The organism is Salinispora oceanensis, assembly GCF_000383575.1.
Taxonomy (GTDB): Bacteria; Actinomycetota; Actinomycetes; order Mycobacteriales; family Micromonosporaceae; genus Micromonospora; species Micromonospora oceanensis.
On the sequence record NZ_KB911579.1, the window covers coordinates 2,621,331 to 2,639,243 of the forward strand.

Sequence of the window (17,913 nt, forward strand, 5' to 3'; positions counted from 1 at the left end):
GGGGGCGTGGTGGGCGTACTGGTACTCACTGCCGCCGGAGCGCTGGCCACTCCGGGTGCCGGAGTACACCTACGACCTGGACCGCCGGCGCCGGGATGATCGGCGGCTGCGTCAGTGGCTTTCCCGATGCCCTGCGGGTGCATCGGCTACGAGACGGGCTACCGGAGAGTTCGTGGCTGCTGGTCGCCGAGTTGCCGGACGGGCGTCGAGTGGGCGAGTTGCGGGCGCACGAGCAGAGCGACGACCTCCTCCTCGGGTACGACCTGGGTGATCGGCGATCGATCGTCCTGGACGGTGTCGTCGTCGCGCCAGGGCTACGCCGGATGGGGGTCGGCCGCCGGTTGATCGCATTACTCCGCGCCGAGATGAGCCGAGCCGGCCTGCGGAGCGTGCACGCGGTCGCGCGCGGCGACGGCGTCGGATTCCTCCTCGCGTGCGGCTATCAACAGCAGCGCGACGGATTGCTGCTGGCGCTGCGGTTCGACCTCCCCGACCGGCAATCGCCGGCCCCGCCAGCTTCGACCGCGCCCTCAGCCGGGCAAGGCCATGGCGGCCTCGGTGAGGGCGGCGAGAGCCTCGCGGAGGCGCCAGGCGTCGCGGTCGCGCGGCCCGACCGGATTGGAGATGGTTCGTAACTCGACGAAGGGTAGGCCGGCTTGCGCGGCGGCGACGGCCACCCCGTACCCCTCCATGGCCTCGGCCACCGCGTCGGGGTGCCGGCCGAGGAGCGCCTCGGTACCGGCGACCGTTCCGGTGACCGTGCTGACCGTCAGTACCGGACCGACCGCGGCGGCTGGAAGCGCGGCCCGGAGGGTGGCGACCAGGTTCGGGTCCGCGGTGATGGTGGGGCCGGCGCCCAGCAACTCGGCCGGCATCCCGAGCTGGTCCACGGGGATGAAGCCCGTCGGGGAGTCGGCGCCCAGGTCGGCCGCGACCGCACTGGTGCCGACGACCGTGCCGCCGACCTCGATCCGGTCCGGGAAGCCACCTGCCACGCCCGCGCTGACGACCAGGCGGTACGGGTGGCCAGCGGCCTCCGCCAGGGCCAGCAGCCGGGCGGTGCCGGCCCCGGCCACCGCCGGACCGACTCCGACCGGCGCTACCGTGACCGCCGGTCCCCGCCCCGCGCGGACCGCCTCGGCCTCGGCGGGAACCGCGGTGACGACCAGGACACCGGTCACGGGATCGACCCGGGGCGGGTCTCATCATCGGCGCCGCCCGGCCCGCCCACCGCCGACGACGGGCGGTAGAGGTGGAAACCCGGTGGTGCCGGGTCAACGCCGCCCCCGGTGCCCGGTCTCGGGGCGGGCGAGGTGGGGGTCGGGTCGTCGGTGGCGGGCTCGACCAGGGTCGGCTCGTCCTCGGCGACTTCGTCGTCCGCCAACGGCCGACCAGCCAGCCGCTCCGCCCGCAGCCGGCCCGCAACCAGGATGCCGCGGGCCGTGGCGAGCGTCGCGACCCCGGCGGAGACGGCGATGCCGAGCCGGCCGTCGAAGGGGACGAGACCCAGCCCGCCGCCGGCGACGAAGGCGAGCATGAGTGCCGTCTCCGAGTGGGCGAACGAGCTGGCACGCAGCCGTTCGGGGATGCGCTCCTGGATCGAGGCGTCCACCGCGAGCTTGGCGATGCCGCTGGTCAATGCGGTGACCAGGCAGAGTAGGGCGACCATCAGCAGCGAGAACTTGAGCGTGGCGAGGACGGCCACCCCAGCGATGATCACCATGCCGCTGGATTGCAGCGCCGCCGGGCGATGGATCCGCAGCCGGGTGCCGATCGCGGTGGCCAGGAAGCTGCCGATCGCCAGCGCCCCGCCGACCAGCCCGAGGGCGGCCTCGTCGCCCAGGTCGCGGCCGAAGACAACGGTGGTCAGGTCGCCGGCCTTGATCGCGAAGGCCAGGAAGAGCAGCAGGAAGCCGTAGACCGCGCGCAGCGTGGCGGCGCCGATCAGGGTGGCGATCACCAGCCGGCCATGTGGGCCTCCCCGGCCGAGGGGACGGTCGCCGGAGCTTCGGCGGAGCGCCCGCAGCGGGCGCGGTACCCGCTCGGGCGGCTCCGAGTCCGCCTTCGGTGGTAGTCGCAGGGCGATGACCATCCCGACCAGGAAGATCACCGAGGCGACCCGCAGCGGCCACTGCGGACCGAACCAGAAGGCGGCCAGACCGATCGGTGCGAGTAGGGCACCAGCTATCGTGCCGTACACGCTGGCTCTGGCCCCGACCTGGGAGAGCCCGAGCCCCTCCGGGAGGAGCCGGGGTACGGCGGCGGAGCGGGCCACCCCGTACGCGCGGGAGAGCGCCAACACTCCGAAGGCCGCCGGGTACAGGCCGAAGCCGTGGATGTAGTCAGAGATCAGCCAGGCCAGGAACGCCCGCCCGAGCATGCTGGTGGCCAGTGCGTAGCGCCGGCCGTGCCGAAAGTGATCAAGCAGCGGACCGACCACCGGGGCGAGTAGGGCGAACGGGATCATGGTTACCAGCAGGTAGAGCGCGACCTTGCTGCGCGCCTCCCCGAGCGGCACGTTGAAGAAGATCGTCCCAGCCAGGCCGATCGCGATCAGGGTGTCCCCGGCGCAGGAGAGTGCGTGCAGGTCGAAGAGGCGGACCATGCCGGTCTCCCGGCCGGCGCCCCGGGCGCGGGCCCGCCCCACCGACTGGGTCATCCAGCGGCCGCCGCTGACCGAACCGCGCAGCAGCAGGCGGACGGCCTTGACGGCGGTGCCGACAGTCCACCCGAGGAAGGAGCGCTCGGAGCGGAGGGAGGACGGCATGTGCACCAGTCTCACCCATCGGCCCGGGGTGCGCGCCACCACTGCCACGTTTGGTTCGGGGAGTCCCTGTCAGGTGGTCCCACGCATGGGGAACAATGGTCGGGTGACCAGGTCCGCCTCCGCTCGTGCCCCCCGTCTCGACCAGGTCTGTGCTGCCGCCGTCGAGGTGGCTCGCGACGCCATCACCGAGGTTGACCCGGCGGATGTCGGCGATCATCTCCAAACTCTTGCCGAAGGTGATCGTCTCGTCACGCACTACTTCGAGTGCCGGCTCGCCGGTTATCGCGGCTGGCGGTGGGCGGTCACCGTCACCCGGGTGCCTCGCAGTCGTACGGTCACCGTGTGTGAGACCGTGTTGCTGCCCGGCCCGGATGCGTTGCTCGCCCCGGGCTGGCTGCCCTGGCAGGAGCGACTGCAGCCCGGTGACCTCGGCCCGGGTGACCTGCTGCCCAGCCCGCCCGACGACGACCGGCTCCAGCCCGGCTACCTGCTCTCCGACGACCCGGCGGTCGAGGAGGTCGCCTGGGAGCTGGGTCTCGGCCGGGTGCGGGTGATGTCCCGGGAGGGGCGTGGCGAAGCCGCCCAACGGTGGTACGACGGCGACCACGGGCCAACCGCGCCGATCGCCACCGCCGCTCCGGTGGCTGCCCGCTGCGGGACCTGTGGCTTCTATCTGCCGCTCGCCGGCGCGCTGTGTCAGTCCTTCGGCGCCTGCGGCAACCTCTTCGCTCCGGATGACGGCCGCGTGGTCAGCGCCGACCACGGCTGCGGTGCGCACTCGGAGATTCTGGCCGAGACCCCGGAGACCCCGGTCGAGGCGTTACCGACTGTCTACGACGACAGCGCGGTGGAGGCCGTATCGGTGCGCGAGGCCGACGCGTCTGCCGGAGCCGCCGAGGTGGCGGAGTCGAATGGCCAGCCGTGAGGTGATCGCCGGCGTGGGTCAGTGACCGGCGCGGCGGCGACGTCGGTGCGAGTCGTGCCGCATCATCACGGCGAGACCGGGCAGACCCCACAGGAACCCAGCCAGGCAGGTCCAGAGCCAGCCTTCACGGCCGGTTTCCACCAGCTGGTCGCGAAAGAACAGCAGCACGATTCCGGCGATCGCCCAGCCGACCATCCCGGCGAGGGCGAACGGCGCCATCGGCGGGTCGAGCGGTTCCGGCCGCGGTGGCGGCTGCTTCAGCACGGAGTAAGCGTACGGGATCAGTTCCCCCGGCAGGCCGACCGTCTGCGACGATGCGGCCGACGAGACAAGAGAGCACCTGCGAGGACCCGATGGCAGTAGCCCCGCCCGACGATGCCACGCCGCCCGCGACACCGCGGAACGGTTTCGACCGTTACTTCGAGATCTCCGCCCGCGGTTCGACGCTGGGCCGGGAGGTGCGTGGTGGGTTCGCGACCTTCTTCACGATGGCCTACATCGTGGTGCTCAACCCGCTGATCCTCGGCTCCGCCGTTGACGGCGCCGGGGAGCGGCTGCCGATCCCGGCGCTCGCCGCGGCGACCGCGTTGGTCGCCGGCCTGGCGACGATCCTGATGGGCGTGGTGGGCCGGTTCCCGCTGGCGGTCGCCGCCGGTCTCGGCGTCAACGCGCTGGTCGCGTACGAGATCGCCCCGGAGATGACCTGGGCGGACGCGATGGGTCTGGTGGTGATCGAGGGTGTGATCATCGCGGTGCTGGTGTTGACCGGTTTGCGTACCGCGGTGTTCCGCTCGGTGCCCACCCAGATGAAGGCGGCGATCGGGGTCGGCATCGGGCTGTTCCTGACCATCATCGGTCTGGTTGACGCGGGCTTCGTCCGGCGGCTCCCGGACGCGGCGAACACCACCGTCCCGGTCGGCCTGGGCATCGGCGGCAAGCTGGTCAGCTGGCCGATGTTGGTCTTCGTGGTGGGTCTGCTGCTGACTCTGGTGCTGGTGGTACGCCGGGTCAAGGGCGCGATCCTGATCGGCATCCTCGCCTCGACCGGGTTGGCGCTCGTCATCGAGGCGCTGGGCAACATCGGCCCGTCGGTGGTCAACGGGGTGTCGAATCCCCAGGGCTGGTCGCTGACCGTGCCCGAGTTGCCGAGCCGAATCCTGGATGTGCCGGATCTGTCGCTGCTTGGCCAGTTCAACGTGCTCGATTCGTGGAGCCGGGCCGGCTGGCTGGTCGTGCTGATGTTCATCTTCACGCTGATCATCACTGACTTCTTCGACACGATGGGCACGATGGTGGCGGTCGGCCAGGAGGGTGGGATGCTCGACGAGCAGGGCACCCCGCCCCGGGCGAAGGAGATCCTGCTGGTCGACTCGATCGCCGCGGCCGGCGGCGGTGTCGCGAGCGTGTCCAGTAACACGGCGTACATCGAGAGCGCGGCCGGTGTCGCGGAGGGTGCCCGGACGGGCGCGGCCAACCTGGTCACCGGGGCGCTCTTCCTGCTGGCGATGTTCCTCACGCCGCTGGTGCTGGTGGTGCCCTTCGAGGCCGCGTCAACCGCGCTCGTGGTGGTCGGGTTCCTGATGATGACCGCGGTGCGGACCATCGACTGGACCGACTTCGAGATCGCGATCCCGGCGTTCCTCACGATCGTGTTGATGCCGTTCACGTACTCGATCTCCAACGGCATCGGCGCCGGTGTGATCGTGTACGTGTTGATGAAGGTCGCTCGGGGTAAGACGCGCGAGGTCCACCCGCTGCTGTACGGCGTGGCGGCGCTCTTCGTGCTGTACTTCCTGCGCGGACCGATCGAGTCGGTACTGCTGTGACGCGGGGCGCGGGGTCGGGCAGCGGACCGGCCCCGCGCCCTCGCGTGGTACTCCGCGTGAGCCTGGTCATATCGCATGTCGTTAGCTAGGCTTATTAGTTAGGCTAACTACAGTGACGGAGCAGACGGTGACGGCGAAGAGCGTGCCACCGGTGCAGCTGGCGGTCCAGCTGCGGGATGCGATTACCCGACTCAACCGGCGGGTCCGCCAGGCCAGACCGGTTGGTGACCTGACGGTCACCCAGCTCTCCGCGCTCACCAGCCTCCGGCTGGCGGGCGCGCTGACGCCCCGGGAACTCGCCGACGTCGAACGGGTTCAGCCGCCGACGATGACCAAGATCGTCGCGAAGCTGGAGGAGCGCGGCCTCGTGCAGCGCACCCCCCACCCGACCGACGGCCGGCAGGTGATCCTCGCCGCGACGGAGGGGGGCGGAGCGGTGCTGGACCAGTTCGAGCGCGTTCGGGACCAATGGCTGGCCCACCGGTTGGCCGAACTGAGTGCGGAGGAACGGGAGACGCTGCGCCAGGCAGCAGAGATTCTGCAACAGCTCACCCGTAACTGAACCTCTCGCCTCGCCTCGCCTGCGCCGTCACGGCGAAGACGCGTACGCGAGGGAGGCGCACCAAGAGTGCAGAAGAAGCTGAGCACGATATTCCAGTCCCTACAGGTCCGCAATTACCGGCTATTCGCCTCCGGGCAGCTGATCAAGCTGATCGGCGTCTGGATGATGTTCATCGCCCAGGACTGGCTCGTCCTTGAGCTCAGCGACAACTCCGCCACCGCGCTCGGTATCGTCACCGCCCTCCAGTTCGCTCCCGTTCTGCTGCTCACGCTGATCTCCGGGCGCCTCGCCGACCGGTACGACAAGCGCGTCCTGCTCTTTGCCGCCAACCTGTTCTGGACGGTCCTCGCCCTGGCCATGAGCTTGTTGGTGATCACCGGCCGGGTGCAGCTCTGGCACGTCTTCACCTTCGCCGCCCTCCTCGGCGTCGCCAACGCGGTGGAAACCCCGGTCCGGCAGGCCTTCGTCTCCGAACTGGTCGGCACCCCGCTGTTGCCGAACGCTCTCTCCCTCAACGCGGCCACCTTCAACTCCGCGCGAATCGTCGGACCCGCCCTCGCCGGCCTGGCCATCGCCGCCGTTGACGTGGGGCCGGTCTTCCTGGTCACCGCGCTCAGCTCAATCGCGCCGCTGGTGAACGTGATCCGGATTCGCCCGGCCGAGCTGCATCGCGAGGCGCTACCGCCGCGCGAGGAGCGGGCCTCGGCCCGGGTGGTGGACGGGCTGCGCTACGTCTGGGGCCGGCCGGACCTGCTGCTGCCGATGGTCCTGATCTCGGTCATCGCCACCTCACTCTTCAACTTCCAGCTGACCCTCGCCGCGTTGGCCAAGACCGTCTTCGACACCGGAGCCGCCTCGTTCGGTCTGTTCAGCAGCGCCCTTGCGGTGGGCGCACTGGCTGGGGCCCTGGCCGGCACCGGGCGCCGCAGTCGCCCCTCGGTGTGGCTGGTGCTCTCCGCGGCTATCGTCTGCGCCACCTTCGGCACCCTGGTCGGGCTGGCGCCCACGTACTGGCTGGTGGTGGCGCTGCTCCTGCCGACCGGTTTCTCCACGGTCTTCTTCGCCCAGGCCTGCAACCAGCGCATCCAACTGGGCACCGACGCCGCCTTCCGAGGCCGGGTCATGGCGCTGTGGGTGCTGGTTTTCCTGGGTACCAACCCGGTGGGCGCGCCGGTTATCGGTTGGCTCGCCGAGACGTACGGCGCCGGGGCCAGCATTTGGATGGGCGGGCTGGTCTCCCTCACCGCTGCTCTGCTCGCCCTGGCCTGGCAGCTGCGTCGCTCGGGAGCCCGACTGCGGTTCCGGGTGCTGCCGATGCCCCGCTTCTACCTCACCGAACGGGTGTGAGACCCCGAACCCCGATACGGACAAAACGGCTTATTGTGGCAAATCGGTGGCAGGGTGATCACAGCCGGCCTAGCGTCGGGGCGTGGAGGCGGGACGTGCGCTACTGGTGACCCTGATGGTCGCTGCCGTGGTGTGCCTACCCATGGTGATCGCCCTGTTCATCTGCGCCGACGAACTCGTTGACCGATTCGCCTGTCGATGGGCGCGGTGGCGGAGCCGACGGCGGGAACGGCGGATAGTCGCCCGCCTGGACCGCGCGGTCGAGGCGGACGCGCTCACCCGGAACTTTGACCTGAGCCGGTTGGACCGGCCGGATCGGCAGCCGCTGGAGCAGCTCGCCACGGAGCTACACCAGCTTCGGGGTCATCGGGTCGGCGGCTCCGGGCGGGCCACGGTCTGGGACGAAGCGGCACTCGCCAGCTACGACAGTCGGCTTCGGCTGGCCTGTGCGGCCCTCGGAATCCCGCAGCACCTGGACGAGCTGACCGGGGCGGACCGGGAAATTGAACGGGTACGGGTCGAGGGGTTGCTGCACCGGGCCGGTCTCATCCTGCCCGGTGCCCGGCCAGAGCACCGTCAGCGCCGCCGTTGAGTGGTAGCTGGGGAAGCGACCGGCAGCCGGGTTGAGACTCTTCGTCGCCGTATACCCACCACCGGTGGCGGTGGCGCATCTCCGCGCGCGGATCACGGAGCTGCGGGTCGGCAGGGCCGCCGCCGCCGGCCTCCGGGTCCGCCTCGCCGACCCGGCCCAGACGCACGTCACGCTCGCCTTCCTGGCCACGGTGGCAGCGGACCGGCTGGAGGCCGTGGAGCACTCGCTCGACCAGGCGGCGCGGTGGTCCCGCGACTCGTGGCCGGCCCCGCCGCGGCTTCGCCTGGCCGGCGGTGGGAGGTTCGGGCAGGGCCGCTCCACGGTCATGTGGGTGGACCTGCGGGGTGAGGTGGCGGAGCTGCACCTGCTGGGCCGACTCGTCCGGTCCCGGCTGCGGGCCAACGACCTGCGCCACGACGAGAAGCCGTTGCGCCCGCACCTGACCGTGGCCCGGCCCGGCGACCGACTGACACCGGCCGAGGTTGCGGCCGATATCGCCGCGTTACAGGACTACGAGGGCCCCCAGTGGCCGGCGCGGGAACTGGTGCTGACGCGAAGCCAACCGGGGACGCCCCGCAGCTATGACCGCCTGGCCGTCTGGCAGCTGTGAGTCAGGAGGACTCGCGGGCTGCCGGGGCACTGCCGAAGAGCACGTCGTCCCAGCTCGGTAGCCGCTTGCGCGGTTTGCTGCTGCTCTCGTTCGACTCGGTGCTGTTCGCCGTCGTGGCACCCGTGCGGCGCGGCCGGAGCACGGCCAGCGAGGGAACGGCCGGCACCTCCTTCGGTGCGTCCGAGTCGTCGTCGAAGGCCGACCCCGGGCCGCCGCCAAGCAGCGCCGCGGCGCCGCCAGCGACAGTCCGTGGCCGCGGTGTCTCCGGGCTGGCCGGGTTTCGGGGCTCGAGGCCACGGCCGGACGCGCCGCCGAGTGGGCGGTCCAGGGAGGCGAGCAGGGCGTCCCGACCGGCGCGGATCGGATCGCGGCTGGGCCGGGTGGGCTCGACCGGACCCGGCAGGCCGTGCCCACCGCGGCCGGGCTCGGCCCGCGCCGGGCCGGGCAGCCCGTGGCCACCGCGTTCGGACGTCGGTTCCTGCCCGAGGATCGGCATGGGACGCTCGGCGCAGAGGTACTGCGCCATGTCGTCGTGCGGTGTCACCGACTGCCGGGACTTCTCCAGCTCCCACACCGCCTGGGCGGTGGCCTTGCCGGAGGGCCAGGTGGCGACGATCCGCCACGCTCCGTCGTCGCGACGCCACGCATCCCACGAGATCTTCTCAGTGTCGATGCCGTGCTGGGACAGTCGACCGTTGACCACCTCGGCGAGCGGGGTCGGTTTCTCGGCCCCCCGCAGGCGGGTGCGGCGGGCATGCTGGGCGAGCATGGCCCGTTCCTGGAGGACCGGGCCGGCGTAGCGCAGCACCCGGTCCACGGGGACGCCAGCGATTCGGGCGACATCCTCGGCGGACTCGCCGGCCCGGATCCGGGCCTGGATGTCCCGTGGGGCGAGGGACGGGGTCGGGTCGGTGCCCGGTGTCGAGGCCACCGCCAGGGGCGCGGCCCCGGGCTCGGTGTGCAGGGCGGTGGAGACGCGCTCGTCAATGGGGAGCGCGAGAAGTCGTCCGACCTCGTCGGTGAGGACCAGTGCCTGGCCGTCCTCGGAGAGGGCGACAAAGCGTACTGGGCGCATGGTCTGCCTCCGTCCCGCTTCGCTGGCCCCACGCCACAGGCGAGCCACCCGGGCGTTCGCACCACCGTACGCCCATCTGCCCGCAGGTGGGGGAACCGACACCCCGTGATTCCCGAGTGAGCTGCGACAATGATCACGGTGGGTGGCTGCCGCGGCGCGGAAGGCCACCCACCGTGACGGGAGGTCAGAGCTGTTCGACCACGTGGTCGATGGATGCCGTCAAAGCCTCCACATCGGCTGGTTCAATCGCCGGGAAGAGGGCGATTCGCAGCTGGTTGCGGCCGAGCTTACGGTACGGCTCGGTGTCCACGATTCCGTTCGCGCGCAGCGCCTTCGCGACGGCGGTGGCGTCCACCTCGTCCACGAAGTCGACGGTGGCGACCACGTTGGAGCGCAGCGCCGGATCGGTGACGAACGGCGTGGCGAACGGGGAGCGCTCCGCCCAGCCGTAGATGATGCCGGCGCTCTCCGCGGTGCGCTTGGCTGCCCAGGTCAGGCCCCCCTGCGCGTTCATCCAGTCGGTCTGCTCCGCGGCGAGGAGGATGGTGGCCAGGGCTGGAGTGTTGTACGTCTGCTCCAGCCGCGAGTTGTCGATCGCCGTGCCCAGGTCGAGGAAGGCCGGGATGTAGCGGCCGGCGGCCTTGATCTCGGCCGCGCGCGCCAACGCCGCCGGGGACATCAGGGCGAGCCACAGGCCGCCGTCGGAACCGAAGCACTTCTGCGGGGCGAAGTAGTAGACGTCGGTCTCGCCGACGTTGATCTCCAAACCGCCGGCGCCGGAGGTGCCGTCAACCAGCATCAGCGCGCCCTCGTCCGTGCCGGGCACCCGGCGGATCGGGACCGCGACACCGGTGGAGGTCTCGTTGTGCGGGGTGGCGTAGGCGTCCACGCCGGCCTCCGCCACCAGGCTCGGGGCGCTACCGGCCGGCGACTGGCGAATGGTCGGCTCACCGAGGAACGGTGCGTCCCGCACCGACTTGGCGAACTTAGCGCCGAACTCGCCGAAGCTGGCGAACTGAGCCCGGTCCCGGATCAGCCCGAACGCGGCGACCTCCCAGAAGGCGGTGGTGCCGCCGTTGCCGATGATGACCTCGTACCCCTCGGGCAGGGTGAAGAACTCGGCGATCCCCCGGCGAAGTCGGGCGACCTGGTCGCGGACCGTGCTCTTGCGGTGCGAGGTGCCGAGGTAGCCGCTCGCCGCCGCCGCGAGTGCGGAGACCGCCGCCGGACGAACCTTGGACGGGCCGCAGCCGAACCGCCCGTCCGCGGGTTTGATGTCGTCGGGAATTCGGATGGTCGATGTGTCAGCCACGGTCTTGGAATCCTTCCGCGTGGGCGAGGGAGGGGCCGGGGAGGTGCCGGGCGACCGACGGCGCGCGATGTGCGGCGCGCACGGCCGATCCTCCGACCGGCGGCGCTGCCAGTCCTCATCCTTGCACCCATCGCCGCCTGAATGACCGCCGGTCTCACCGGTGGGGCTGAGGCGTACGCCACAGCCCCACCGGTGAGACCGGCTCGGCCCGGGCGACGGTCAGACGCCGTGCGGGACCTGGTCCCAGCCCTCGACCTCGTGCGGCCGGCGGGGGCCGGGCCCGACGTAGCGGGCGGAGGGGCGGACGAGTCGCTGGAGCTTCTTCTGCTCCAGAATGTGGGCGCTCCAGCCGCCCATCCGGGCGCAGGTGAACATCGAGGTGAACATGTGGGCGGGCACCTCGGCGAAGTCCAGTACGACCGCGGACCAGAACTCGACGTTGGTGGCGAGAACCCGGTCCGGCTTGCGACTGTGCAGCTCTGCCAGGGCGGCCTTCTCCAGGGCCTCGGCGACCTCGAAGCGGGGGGCTCCCAACTCCTTGGCGGTGCGGCGGAGCACCCGGGCGCGCGGATCCTCGGCCCGGTAGACCCGATGACCGAAGCCCATCAGCCGTTCACCGCGGTCGAGCACGCCCCGGACGTACCCCTCGGCGTCACCACTGCGCTCCACCGCCTCGAGCATGTTCAGCACCCGGGAGGGCGCACCGCCGTGCAGCGGCCCGGAGAGCGCACCGATGCCGGAGGAGATGCAGGCCGCCGCGTCGGCGCCGGTGGAGGCGACGATGCGGGCGGTGAAGGTGGAGGCGTTCAGACCGTGCTCGGCGGCCGAGATGAAGTACGCGTCCACCGCCTTGACGTGCCGCGGGTCCGGCTCGCCCCGCCAGCGTTTCATGAAGCGTTCGACGATGGTGGAGGCCTTGTCGATCTCCTTCTGCGGTACGGCCGGCAGGCCCAGGCCCCGCGCGGATTGGGCGACGAAGGAGAGCGCGGTCACCGATACCCGGGCCAGATCCTCGCGGGCCTGCTCGTCGGAGATGTCGAGCAGCTGGTGTAGACCCCAGTACGGGGCGAGCATCGCCACTGCGGACTGCACGTCCACCCGGATGTCACCGGAGTGCACCGGGACCGGGAACGGTTCGGCGGGCGGTAGACCCGGGCCGAACCGTCCGTCCACCAAGAGGGCCCAGACGTTGCCGAACGAGACCTGACCGATGAGATTCTCGATGTCCACGCCGCGATAGCGCAGCGAGCCACCCTCCCGGTCGGGTTCGGCGATCTCGGTCTCGAAGGCTATGACGCCCTCGAGTCCCGGTTTGAAGTCGGCCATGTCGTCTCCTGGATCTGGCTCGGTGCGCCCCGGGACGGGCCCTCGTTGGGCCCAGCACCTTAGGCGACCCTCAGGTATGTGTTCGTGACATCTTGCCTGCTGACTACGGGACTTTCGACCCGTGACGGCTGTGCCTCACGCGACATCCCCGGCCGGAGCGGCCGTCGGGGGATCGGTGACACTGGGGTGTACGGGCAGGCTGCCAGCGCCACGATGGGTCTGCCCGCCATCTGGGAGGGGAGTGGATGTGACGGGCGACACAGTCCCGCCGGCGAGCCTGCGTAACGAGTACGCCGGGGACCTGGGCCTGACCGAGACGAACCTGGCCAGTGACTGGTACACCCAGTTCGACCGCTGGTTCACCGAGGCGGTGGCCGCCGGTCTGCCCGAGCCGAACGCGATGGTGCTCGGCACCGCCGACGCGGCTGGTCGGCCGAGCGCCCGTACGGTGCTGCTGAAGGGGTATGGGCCGGACGGCTTCGTCCTGTTCACCAACTACGGGTCGCGCAAGGGCACCGAGCTGGCCGCCAGCCCGTACGCGAGCCTGCTCTTCCCCTGGTTTGTGCTGGAGCGCCAGGTGGTGGTGACCGGTCGGGTGGAGCGGCTCGACCGGGCCGAGACCGAGGCGTACTTCGCCAGCCGGCCGCGTGGCTCCCAGCTCGGGGCGTGGGCGAGTGAGCAGTCGCGGGTGCTCCCGGACCGGGCCGCGCTGGACGCCGCCTACCGGGCCGCGGCGGAGCGCTTTGTCGATGGCGTGCCGATCCCGGCGCCGCCGCACTGGGGCGGCTTTCGGGTCCGCCCCGACCAGGTGGAGTTCTGGCAGGGCCAGGCGAGTCGGCTGCACGACCGGCTGCGGTTCCGTGCCACCGACGGGGACGGCTGGGTCGTCGAGCGGCTGGCGCCGTGACCGCGGTGCGGGCGGCCCGGCGGCGAACTAGCCGGTGGGCGATCGACCTGCGTCCGCTGGCGGTGCCGGCGTTCCGCCGGATGTGGCTCGGCAACGCGATGGCGATGTTCGGCTTCCAACTCACCTCGGTCGCCGTCCCGGTGGAGATGTACGCCCTGACCGGGCAGTCCTACTGGGTCGGCCTGCTCGGCCTCGCCGGCTTTGTGCCCCTGCTGCTCTTCGGGCTCTGGGGCGGCGCGGTGGCCGACGCCCGGGACCGGCGCCGGGTGCTGCTCGCCGGTTCGGCGTTGCTTTGGGTCACGATGCTCGGTCTGCTGGCACAGGCCTCGCTCGGCGTGGGCAGTCCGGTGCTGCTGCTGGGGCTGGTTGCCGTCCACTCGGCCGGCTTCGCGATCAGCGCACCGGCGCGAACCGCGGCCCTGCCCCGGCTGCTGCCACCGGGGCTGGTCCCGGCGGCGGCCACCCTGAACTACACCACCTTCACCGCGGCCTCGGTGGTCGGCCCGCTCGCGGCTGGTCTGATCTTCGCGGTCGCGGGCACCGAGGGTGGACTGCCGATCGCGTACGCGGCGGACGCGCTCCTGTTCACCGGGTTGGTGGTGGCCGCGCTGCGGCTGCCGGCGATGCCGCCGGAGCCGCTCGGCGACGGCGAGGTGCGGCGCGGTGGGCTGGCGGGGATCAGGGACGGACTCCGGTACCTGACCACCACACCGGTGCTGCTGCTGTCGTTCGCCATCGACCTGGTAGCGATGGTGCTGGCGCTGCCGCGGGCGTTGTTTCCGGAGATCGCCGAGGAGCGGTTCGGTGGTGGGGCGGCGGTCGGCTGGCTCTTCAGCGCCATCGCGATCGGCGCCATGCTGGCCGGCCTCACCTCCGGCTGGATCAGCCGGCTGCACCGGCAGGGGCTTGGGCTGGTCGTGGTGGTGGTCGGCTGGGGTCTGGCGGTTGCGGCGGCGGGGTTGGCCCAGCAGCTCTGGCTGATGGTCCTGCTGCTCGCGGTGGCCGGTGCGGCCGACCTGGTGAGCGCGGTGCTGCGCCAGTCGATGCTGCTGGTCTACGCGCCGGACCGGATGCGGGGCCGGCTTCAGGGGGTGAACACGGTGGTCGTCGCCGGCGGGCCGCGCCTCGGTGACCTGCGGGCCGGCGCGATGGCGGGCGGTTTCGGCAGCGGTGTCGCCTGGGTCGGCGGTGGGCTGCTCTCGGCCGTACTCGCGCTCGGGCTGGCGGTGGCCTTCCCGGCCCTGATCCGCTACCGGGCCGCGGCTTTGGCCAGCGAGCAGCGGGTCTGACCGGTGCTGTCGGCAGCGAGCAGCGGTTCTACCGGCTAGGGTCCGGGGATGGACTTCCCCGGGCAGTGGGCCCCCTCGGGGGCACAGTGGAGCATCGCGGCTGCCGGCCACGAGGCGGTGATCGTCGAGGTTGGTGGCGGAATCCGGACCTACCGCTCCGACGGGGTCGAGCACCTGGACGGGTACACCGCAGCCGAGCTGTGCCCGGACTCCGCCGGCCAGGTGCTCGCCCCCTGGCCGAATCGGCTCCGGGACGGTAGCTACCACTTCGAGGGCCGCGATCTCCAGCTGGCGATCAGCGATCCGGAACACGAGGCGGCCTTCCACGGGCTGGTCAACTGGGTGCCCTGGCAGTTGCTGGAGCGGTCGGCCGATGCGGTGACGCTCGGCTATGAGTTGGCCGCCACCCCCGGCTACCCCTGGTCGCTGCGGCTGCGGAGTCGGTGGGCTGTCGGCCCGGACGGGCTGCGTGCTGAGCATGCGGTGACCAACAGCGGTAACGAACCGGCGCCCTTCGGCTTCGCGGCGCACCCGTACCTGCGGGTGCCGGGCGACTCGGTGGACGATGTGGTGCTGCGAGTGCCGGCGCGGAGCCGGTTGCAGGTGGACGGGCGGCTGCTACCGATTGCCCAGTCCTCGGTCGTCGGCACCGAGTACGACTGGACCGTGCCGCGTCGGATCGGCCGGGCGGTGCTGGACGACACCTTCGGTGACCTGGTCCGGGACGACGACGGTGGTTCGGCGGTCGAGCTGGCCGCCCCGGATGGCGGGTCCCGGATCCGGGTCTGGGCGGACCGGCGGTTTGGCTGGTGGCAGGTCTTCACCGGGGACACCCGCTCCGGGTCGCGGCGTCGCCGTTCGGTGGCGCTGGAGCCGATGACCTGCCCACCGGATGCGTTCCGCTCCGGCCGGGATCTGATTACGTTGCGGCCGGGCGACACCTGGCAGGGCGCCTGGGGCATCCGGCCGGCGTAGTCGAGGAGGTGCGATGGAGTTCGTTGAGGTGGTCCGGCGTCGTCGGATGGTCCGGAACTACGATCCGGATCGGCCGGTTCCACCGGAGGTGGTGGACCGCCTGTTGGCGCACGCGATCCGGGCGCCGTCGGCGGGCTTTTCCCAGGGGTGGGGGTTCCTGGTGCTGGAGGCCGCCGAGGATCGGGATCGGTTCTGGGCGGCGACGACGCCGGGCACGGGCGGCCGGGAACGCTGGCTGGCCGGAATGCGCCGGGCCCCATTGATCATCGTGCCGCACGCCAACCGTTCGGCGTACCTGGACCGGTACGCCGAGCCGGACAAGGGGTGGGCGGATCGGTCAACGGAGCGCTGGTCGATGCCCTACTGGTACATCGATACCGGCTTCGCCGCGTTGTTGATGCTGCTTACCGCCGTTGACGAGGGGCTGGGCGGTTGCTTCTTCGGTATTCCGCCGCAGCGGCTGGCGGACTATCGGGCGGCTTTTGGAGTGCCGCCGGAGTATGAGCCGGTTGGCGCGGTCACCATCGGCTACCGTGCGGTGGATCAACGATCGCCATCGCTTCGCCGCGGGCGCCGCCCGGTGGATGAGGTGGTCCGACGTGGTAGGTGGAGTTAGTCCTGAAAGAAGCGGTTTGTCTGTTTGATAAAGCGATCTGTCAGGGCGAAACTGGCATAAAGCAGTAGAACATGGCGTGACTTGGCCGGTTACGCTGACACGGTCATTGGCGCCGCCGCTGGCGGCGTCGCACGCAGCGGTGCCGGGTCGGGCGCGGCCGGTCGCGGGGAGGGGAGCTTACCGTCGTGATCTTCAGAGCGGTCCGGGATGGGCGTCCATACCCCGAGCACAGCCTGACGCTCAAGCAGTGGGCCGAGATCCCGCCGCGTCCGCTGCGACTGGATCAGTTGATCACCACGAAGCGCGAGTTGGCGCTGGACAAACTCCTCGCCGAGGATTCGACCTTCTACGGCGACCTGTTTCCGCACGTGGTGCAGTGGAACGGCGGGCTCTACCTGGAGGACGGGCTACATCGGGCGCTGCGCGCCGCGCTGCAGCAGCGCAACCAGATCCATGCCCGGGTATTCGCCTTTCCCGCGGCGGTCGACTGAGTAGCACGGGGTGAATCTTCGTTAAGGTGTCCCCATGAGCCCTCTCGATCTGCTGGATGTCGATTCGTCGCTGAGCGCCGAGGAGCGGCAGATTCGCACCGTCGTCCGCCGGTTGGTGGACGAGCAGGTGCGGCCCCATGTCGCCGGCTGGTATGAGGAGGGCCGCGTGCCCGCCCGGGAGCTGGCCCGGGAGTTCGGCAAGCTGGGCCTGCTCGGCATGCACCTGACCGGGTACGGCTGTGCCGGCTCCTCGGCCGTCGCCTACGGCCTGGCGTGCCTGGAGCTGGAGGCGGGTGACTCGGGTATCCGCTCCCTGGTCTCGGTGCAGGGGGCGCTGGCGATGTACGCCATCTGGCGCTACGGCAGCGCGGAGCAGAAGCAGCGTTGGCTGCCCGCGATGGCTGCCGGGGAGACGATCGGCTGTTTCGCGCTGACCGAGCCGGACCACGGTTCCGACCCGGCGTCCATGACCACTCGGGCCCGCCGCGACGGCGACGACTGGGTGCTACACGGCACCAAGATGTGGATCACCAATGCGGTGATCGCGGACGTCGCGGTGATCTGGGCCCGTACCGACGAGGGGATCCGCGGCTTCGCCGTACCGACCAGGACGCCCGGAGTGACGGTGCGCGAGATACGGCGCAAAATGTCGCTGCGGGCGTCGGTGACCGGGGAGATCTCCCTTGATGAGGTGCGGCTGCCGGCAACGGCCCGACTGCCCGAGGCCGCCGGGCTGAAGGCGCCGCTGGGCTGCCTCACCGAGGCGCGGCTGGGGATCGTCTGGGGAGCGCTCGGCGCGGCCCGGGACTGCCTGGAGACAGCGCTGGCGTACGCGAGCAGCCGCACCCAGTTTGGTCGCCCCCTCGCCGCGTTCCAGCTAACCCAGGCGAAGCTCGCCGACATGGCGGTGGAGTGGAGCAAGGGCTACCTGCTGGCGTTGCAGCTCGGTCGGCTCGCGGACGCCGACCGGCTCCGCCCCGACCAGGTCAGCGTGGGCAAGCTCAACAACGTTCGGGAGGCGCTGGCGATCGCCCGGCAGTGCCGCACGATTCTGGGGGCCAACGGCGTCTCCGGTGAGTACCCGGTGCTGCGGCACGCCAACAACCTGGAGAGCGTGCTCACCTACGAGGGCACCTCGGAGATTCACCAGCTCGTCATCGGGCAGCGGCTGACAGGCATGTCCGCTTTCGCCTGACCGCTCCCGATGTGTGCTGTCCGCTTTCGCCTGACCGCTCCCGGTGCGTGCTGCGGCATCGGGTGGGTTTCAGGGTCGGGGCGGGTAGGCTGGCCGGC

The 17,913-nt window shown here is 71.1% G+C and carries 19 protein-coding genes; 13 read left to right on the forward strand and 6 right to left on the reverse strand.

All coding sequences use genetic code 11. From position 1 onward, the window contains the following. Positions 1-95 precede the first annotated feature (95 nt). Positions 96-635 (forward strand): GNAT family N-acetyltransferase, encoded by a 540-nt coding sequence (locus tag SALPAC4_RS28485; protein WP_223874745.1) that lies wholly within the window; start codon positions 96-98, stop codon positions 633-635. Here the strand turns inward: SALPAC4_RS28485 and SALPAC4_RS0112275 are convergent. Both SALPAC4_RS0112275 and SALPAC4_RS0112280 read right to left on the reverse strand, forming a co-directional pair. After that, the gene (locus SALPAC4_RS0112275) at positions 531-1,181 is read right to left on the reverse strand and encodes a futalosine hydrolase (RefSeq protein ID WP_019870577.1); all 651 of its coding nucleotides are present in this window, start codon (positions 1,179-1,181) and stop codon (positions 531-533) included. The two genes, SALPAC4_RS28485 and SALPAC4_RS0112275, sit on opposite strands and share 105 nt — an antisense overlap. Further along, positions 1,178-2,767, reverse strand: a complete 1,590-nt coding sequence (locus SALPAC4_RS0112280; protein ID WP_019870578.1) for an MFS transporter — start codon at positions 2,765-2,767, stop codon at positions 1,178-1,180. The genes SALPAC4_RS0112275 and SALPAC4_RS0112280 overlap by 4 nt, the downstream gene beginning before the upstream one ends. Positions 2,768-2,852: 85 nt before the next feature. Between SALPAC4_RS0112280 and SALPAC4_RS0112285 the strand changes: the two genes are divergently transcribed. Continuing rightward, complete coding sequence (locus tag SALPAC4_RS0112285; RefSeq protein ID WP_019870579.1) at positions 2,853-3,692, forward strand: DUF3027 domain-containing protein; 840 nt, start codon at positions 2,853-2,855, stop codon at positions 3,690-3,692. Positions 3,693-3,710: 18 nt separating this feature from the next. Here the strand turns inward: SALPAC4_RS0112285 and SALPAC4_RS0112290 are convergent, their stop codons facing one another. Then, positions 3,711-3,956, reverse strand: coding sequence for a DUF2530 domain-containing protein (locus SALPAC4_RS0112290; RefSeq protein ID WP_019870580.1), 246 nt, complete (start codon positions 3,954-3,956; stop codon positions 3,711-3,713). Between the two features lie 50 nt (positions 3,957-4,006). Between SALPAC4_RS0112290 and SALPAC4_RS0112295 the strand changes: the two genes are divergently transcribed. From SALPAC4_RS0112295 to thpR, 5 genes are all read left to right on the forward strand, one after another. After that, positions 4,007-5,518 (forward strand): NCS2 family permease, encoded by a 1,512-nt coding sequence (locus SALPAC4_RS0112295; RefSeq protein ID WP_033664091.1) that lies wholly within the window; start codon positions 4,007-4,009, stop codon positions 5,516-5,518. Positions 5,519-5,630: 112 nt separating this feature from the next. After that, the gene (locus tag SALPAC4_RS0112300) at positions 5,631-6,080 is read left to right on the forward strand and encodes a MarR family winged helix-turn-helix transcriptional regulator (RefSeq protein WP_019870582.1); all 450 of its coding nucleotides are present in this window, start codon (positions 5,631-5,633) and stop codon (positions 6,078-6,080) included. 66 nt (positions 6,081-6,146) lie between these two features. Continuing rightward, positions 6,147-7,427: an MFS transporter gene (locus tag SALPAC4_RS0112305; RefSeq protein WP_019870583.1), complete on the forward strand. Its 1,281-nt coding sequence runs from the start codon at positions 6,147-6,149 to the stop codon at positions 7,425-7,427. Positions 7,428-7,509: 82 nt separating this feature from the next. After that, positions 7,510-8,019 carry a hypothetical protein gene (locus SALPAC4_RS0112310; RefSeq protein ID WP_019870584.1) on the forward strand — a complete coding sequence of 170 codons (510 nt, stop codon included), beginning with the start codon at positions 7,510-7,512 and terminating at the stop codon, positions 8,017-8,019. A gap of 31 nt (positions 8,020-8,050) precedes the next feature. Then, complete coding sequence (thpR, locus tag SALPAC4_RS0112315) at positions 8,051-8,629, forward strand: RNA 2',3'-cyclic phosphodiesterase (protein WP_027644569.1); 579 nt, start codon at positions 8,051-8,053, stop codon at positions 8,627-8,629. A 1-nt stretch (position 8,630) separates the two neighbouring features. Here the strand turns inward: thpR and sepH are convergent, their stop codons facing one another. The 3 genes from sepH to SALPAC4_RS0112330 all read right to left on the reverse strand — a co-directional run bounded on the left by sepH (position 8,631) and on the right by SALPAC4_RS0112330 (position 12,342). Further along, a complete protein-coding gene (gene sepH / locus SALPAC4_RS0112320; RefSeq protein WP_019870586.1) occupies positions 8,631-9,704 on the reverse strand; it encodes a septation protein SepH in 1,074 nt (357 codons plus the stop codon). A gap of 184 nt (positions 9,705-9,888) precedes the next feature. Next, positions 9,889-11,016, reverse strand: coding sequence for a phosphoserine transaminase (serC, locus tag SALPAC4_RS0112325; RefSeq protein WP_019870587.1), 1,128 nt, complete (start codon positions 11,014-11,016; stop codon positions 9,889-9,891). A gap of 219 nt (positions 11,017-11,235) precedes the next feature. Beyond that, on the reverse strand, positions 11,236-12,342 hold the full coding sequence (locus SALPAC4_RS0112330; RefSeq protein ID WP_019870588.1) for a citrate synthase 2: 1,107 nt from the start codon (positions 12,340-12,342) through the stop codon (positions 11,236-11,238). 241 nt (positions 12,343-12,583) lie between these two features. On the opposite strand from SALPAC4_RS0112330, the gene pdxH reads away from it, so the two are divergent. The 6 genes from pdxH (at position 12,584) to SALPAC4_RS0112360 (ending at position 17,815) form a co-directional block, all read left to right on the forward strand. Further along, positions 12,584-13,249, forward strand: coding sequence for a pyridoxamine 5'-phosphate oxidase (pdxH, locus tag SALPAC4_RS0112335; protein WP_019870589.1), 666 nt, complete (start codon positions 12,584-12,586; stop codon positions 13,247-13,249). After that, entirely contained in the window at positions 13,246-14,538 is a 1,293-nt protein-coding gene (locus SALPAC4_RS0112340) for an MFS transporter (protein ID WP_019870590.1), read from the forward strand. Before pdxH ends, SALPAC4_RS0112340 begins: the two co-directional genes overlap by 4 nt. A 48-nt stretch (positions 14,539-14,586) precedes the next feature. Beyond that, positions 14,587-15,513, forward strand: coding sequence for an aldose 1-epimerase family protein (locus SALPAC4_RS0112345; protein ID WP_019870591.1), 927 nt, complete (start codon positions 14,587-14,589; stop codon positions 15,511-15,513). Positions 15,514-15,526: 13 nt separating this feature from the next. Then, on the forward strand, positions 15,527-16,129 hold the full coding sequence (locus tag SALPAC4_RS0112350; protein ID WP_018731555.1) for a nitroreductase family protein: 603 nt from the start codon (positions 15,527-15,529) through the stop codon (positions 16,127-16,129). Positions 16,130-16,314: 185 nt separating this feature from the next. Next, positions 16,315-16,620, forward strand: coding sequence for a type II toxin-antitoxin system VapB family antitoxin (locus SALPAC4_RS0112355; protein WP_011904347.1), 306 nt, complete (start codon positions 16,315-16,317; stop codon positions 16,618-16,620). 34 nt (positions 16,621-16,654) lie between these two features. Continuing rightward, the gene (locus tag SALPAC4_RS0112360) at positions 16,655-17,815 is read left to right on the forward strand and encodes an acyl-CoA dehydrogenase family protein (RefSeq protein ID WP_019870592.1); all 1,161 of its coding nucleotides are present in this window, start codon (positions 16,655-16,657) and stop codon (positions 17,813-17,815) included. Positions 17,816-17,913: the final 98 nt, after the last annotated feature.

What these genes read in the sequence shown, in the direction of transcription:
- SALPAC4_RS28485 (WP_223874745.1), top strand. Translation starts at nt 96, where the DNA reads ATGATCGGCGGCTGCGTCAGTGGCTTTCCCGATGCCCTGCGGGTGCAT.
- SALPAC4_RS0112280 (WP_019870578.1), bottom strand. Translation starts at nt 2,767, where the DNA reads ATGCCGTCCTCCCTCCGCTCCGAGCGCTCCTTCCTCGGGTGGACTGTC.
- SALPAC4_RS0112285 (WP_019870579.1), top strand. Translation starts at nt 2,853, where the DNA reads ATGGGGAACAATGGTCGGGTGACCAGGTCCGCCTCCGCTCGTGCCCCC.
- SALPAC4_RS0112295 (WP_033664091.1), top strand. Translation starts at nt 4,007, where the DNA reads ATGCGGCCGACGAGACAAGAGAGCACCTGCGAGGACCCGATGGCAGTA.
- sepH (WP_019870586.1), bottom strand. Translation starts at nt 9,704, where the DNA reads ATGCGCCCAGTACGCTTTGTCGCCCTCTCCGAGGACGGCCAGGCACTG.
- SALPAC4_RS0112330 (WP_019870588.1), bottom strand. Translation starts at nt 12,342, where the DNA reads ATGGCCGACTTCAAACCGGGACTCGAGGGCGTCATAGCCTTCGAGACC.
- SALPAC4_RS0112345 (WP_019870591.1), top strand. Translation starts at nt 14,587, where the DNA reads ATGGACTTCCCCGGGCAGTGGGCCCCCTCGGGGGCACAGTGGAGCATC.
- SALPAC4_RS0112350 (WP_018731555.1), top strand. Translation starts at nt 15,527, where the DNA reads ATGGAGTTCGTTGAGGTGGTCCGGCGTCGTCGGATGGTCCGGAACTAC.
- SALPAC4_RS0112360 (WP_019870592.1), top strand. Translation starts at nt 16,655, where the DNA reads ATGAGCCCTCTCGATCTGCTGGATGTCGATTCGTCGCTGAGCGCCGAG.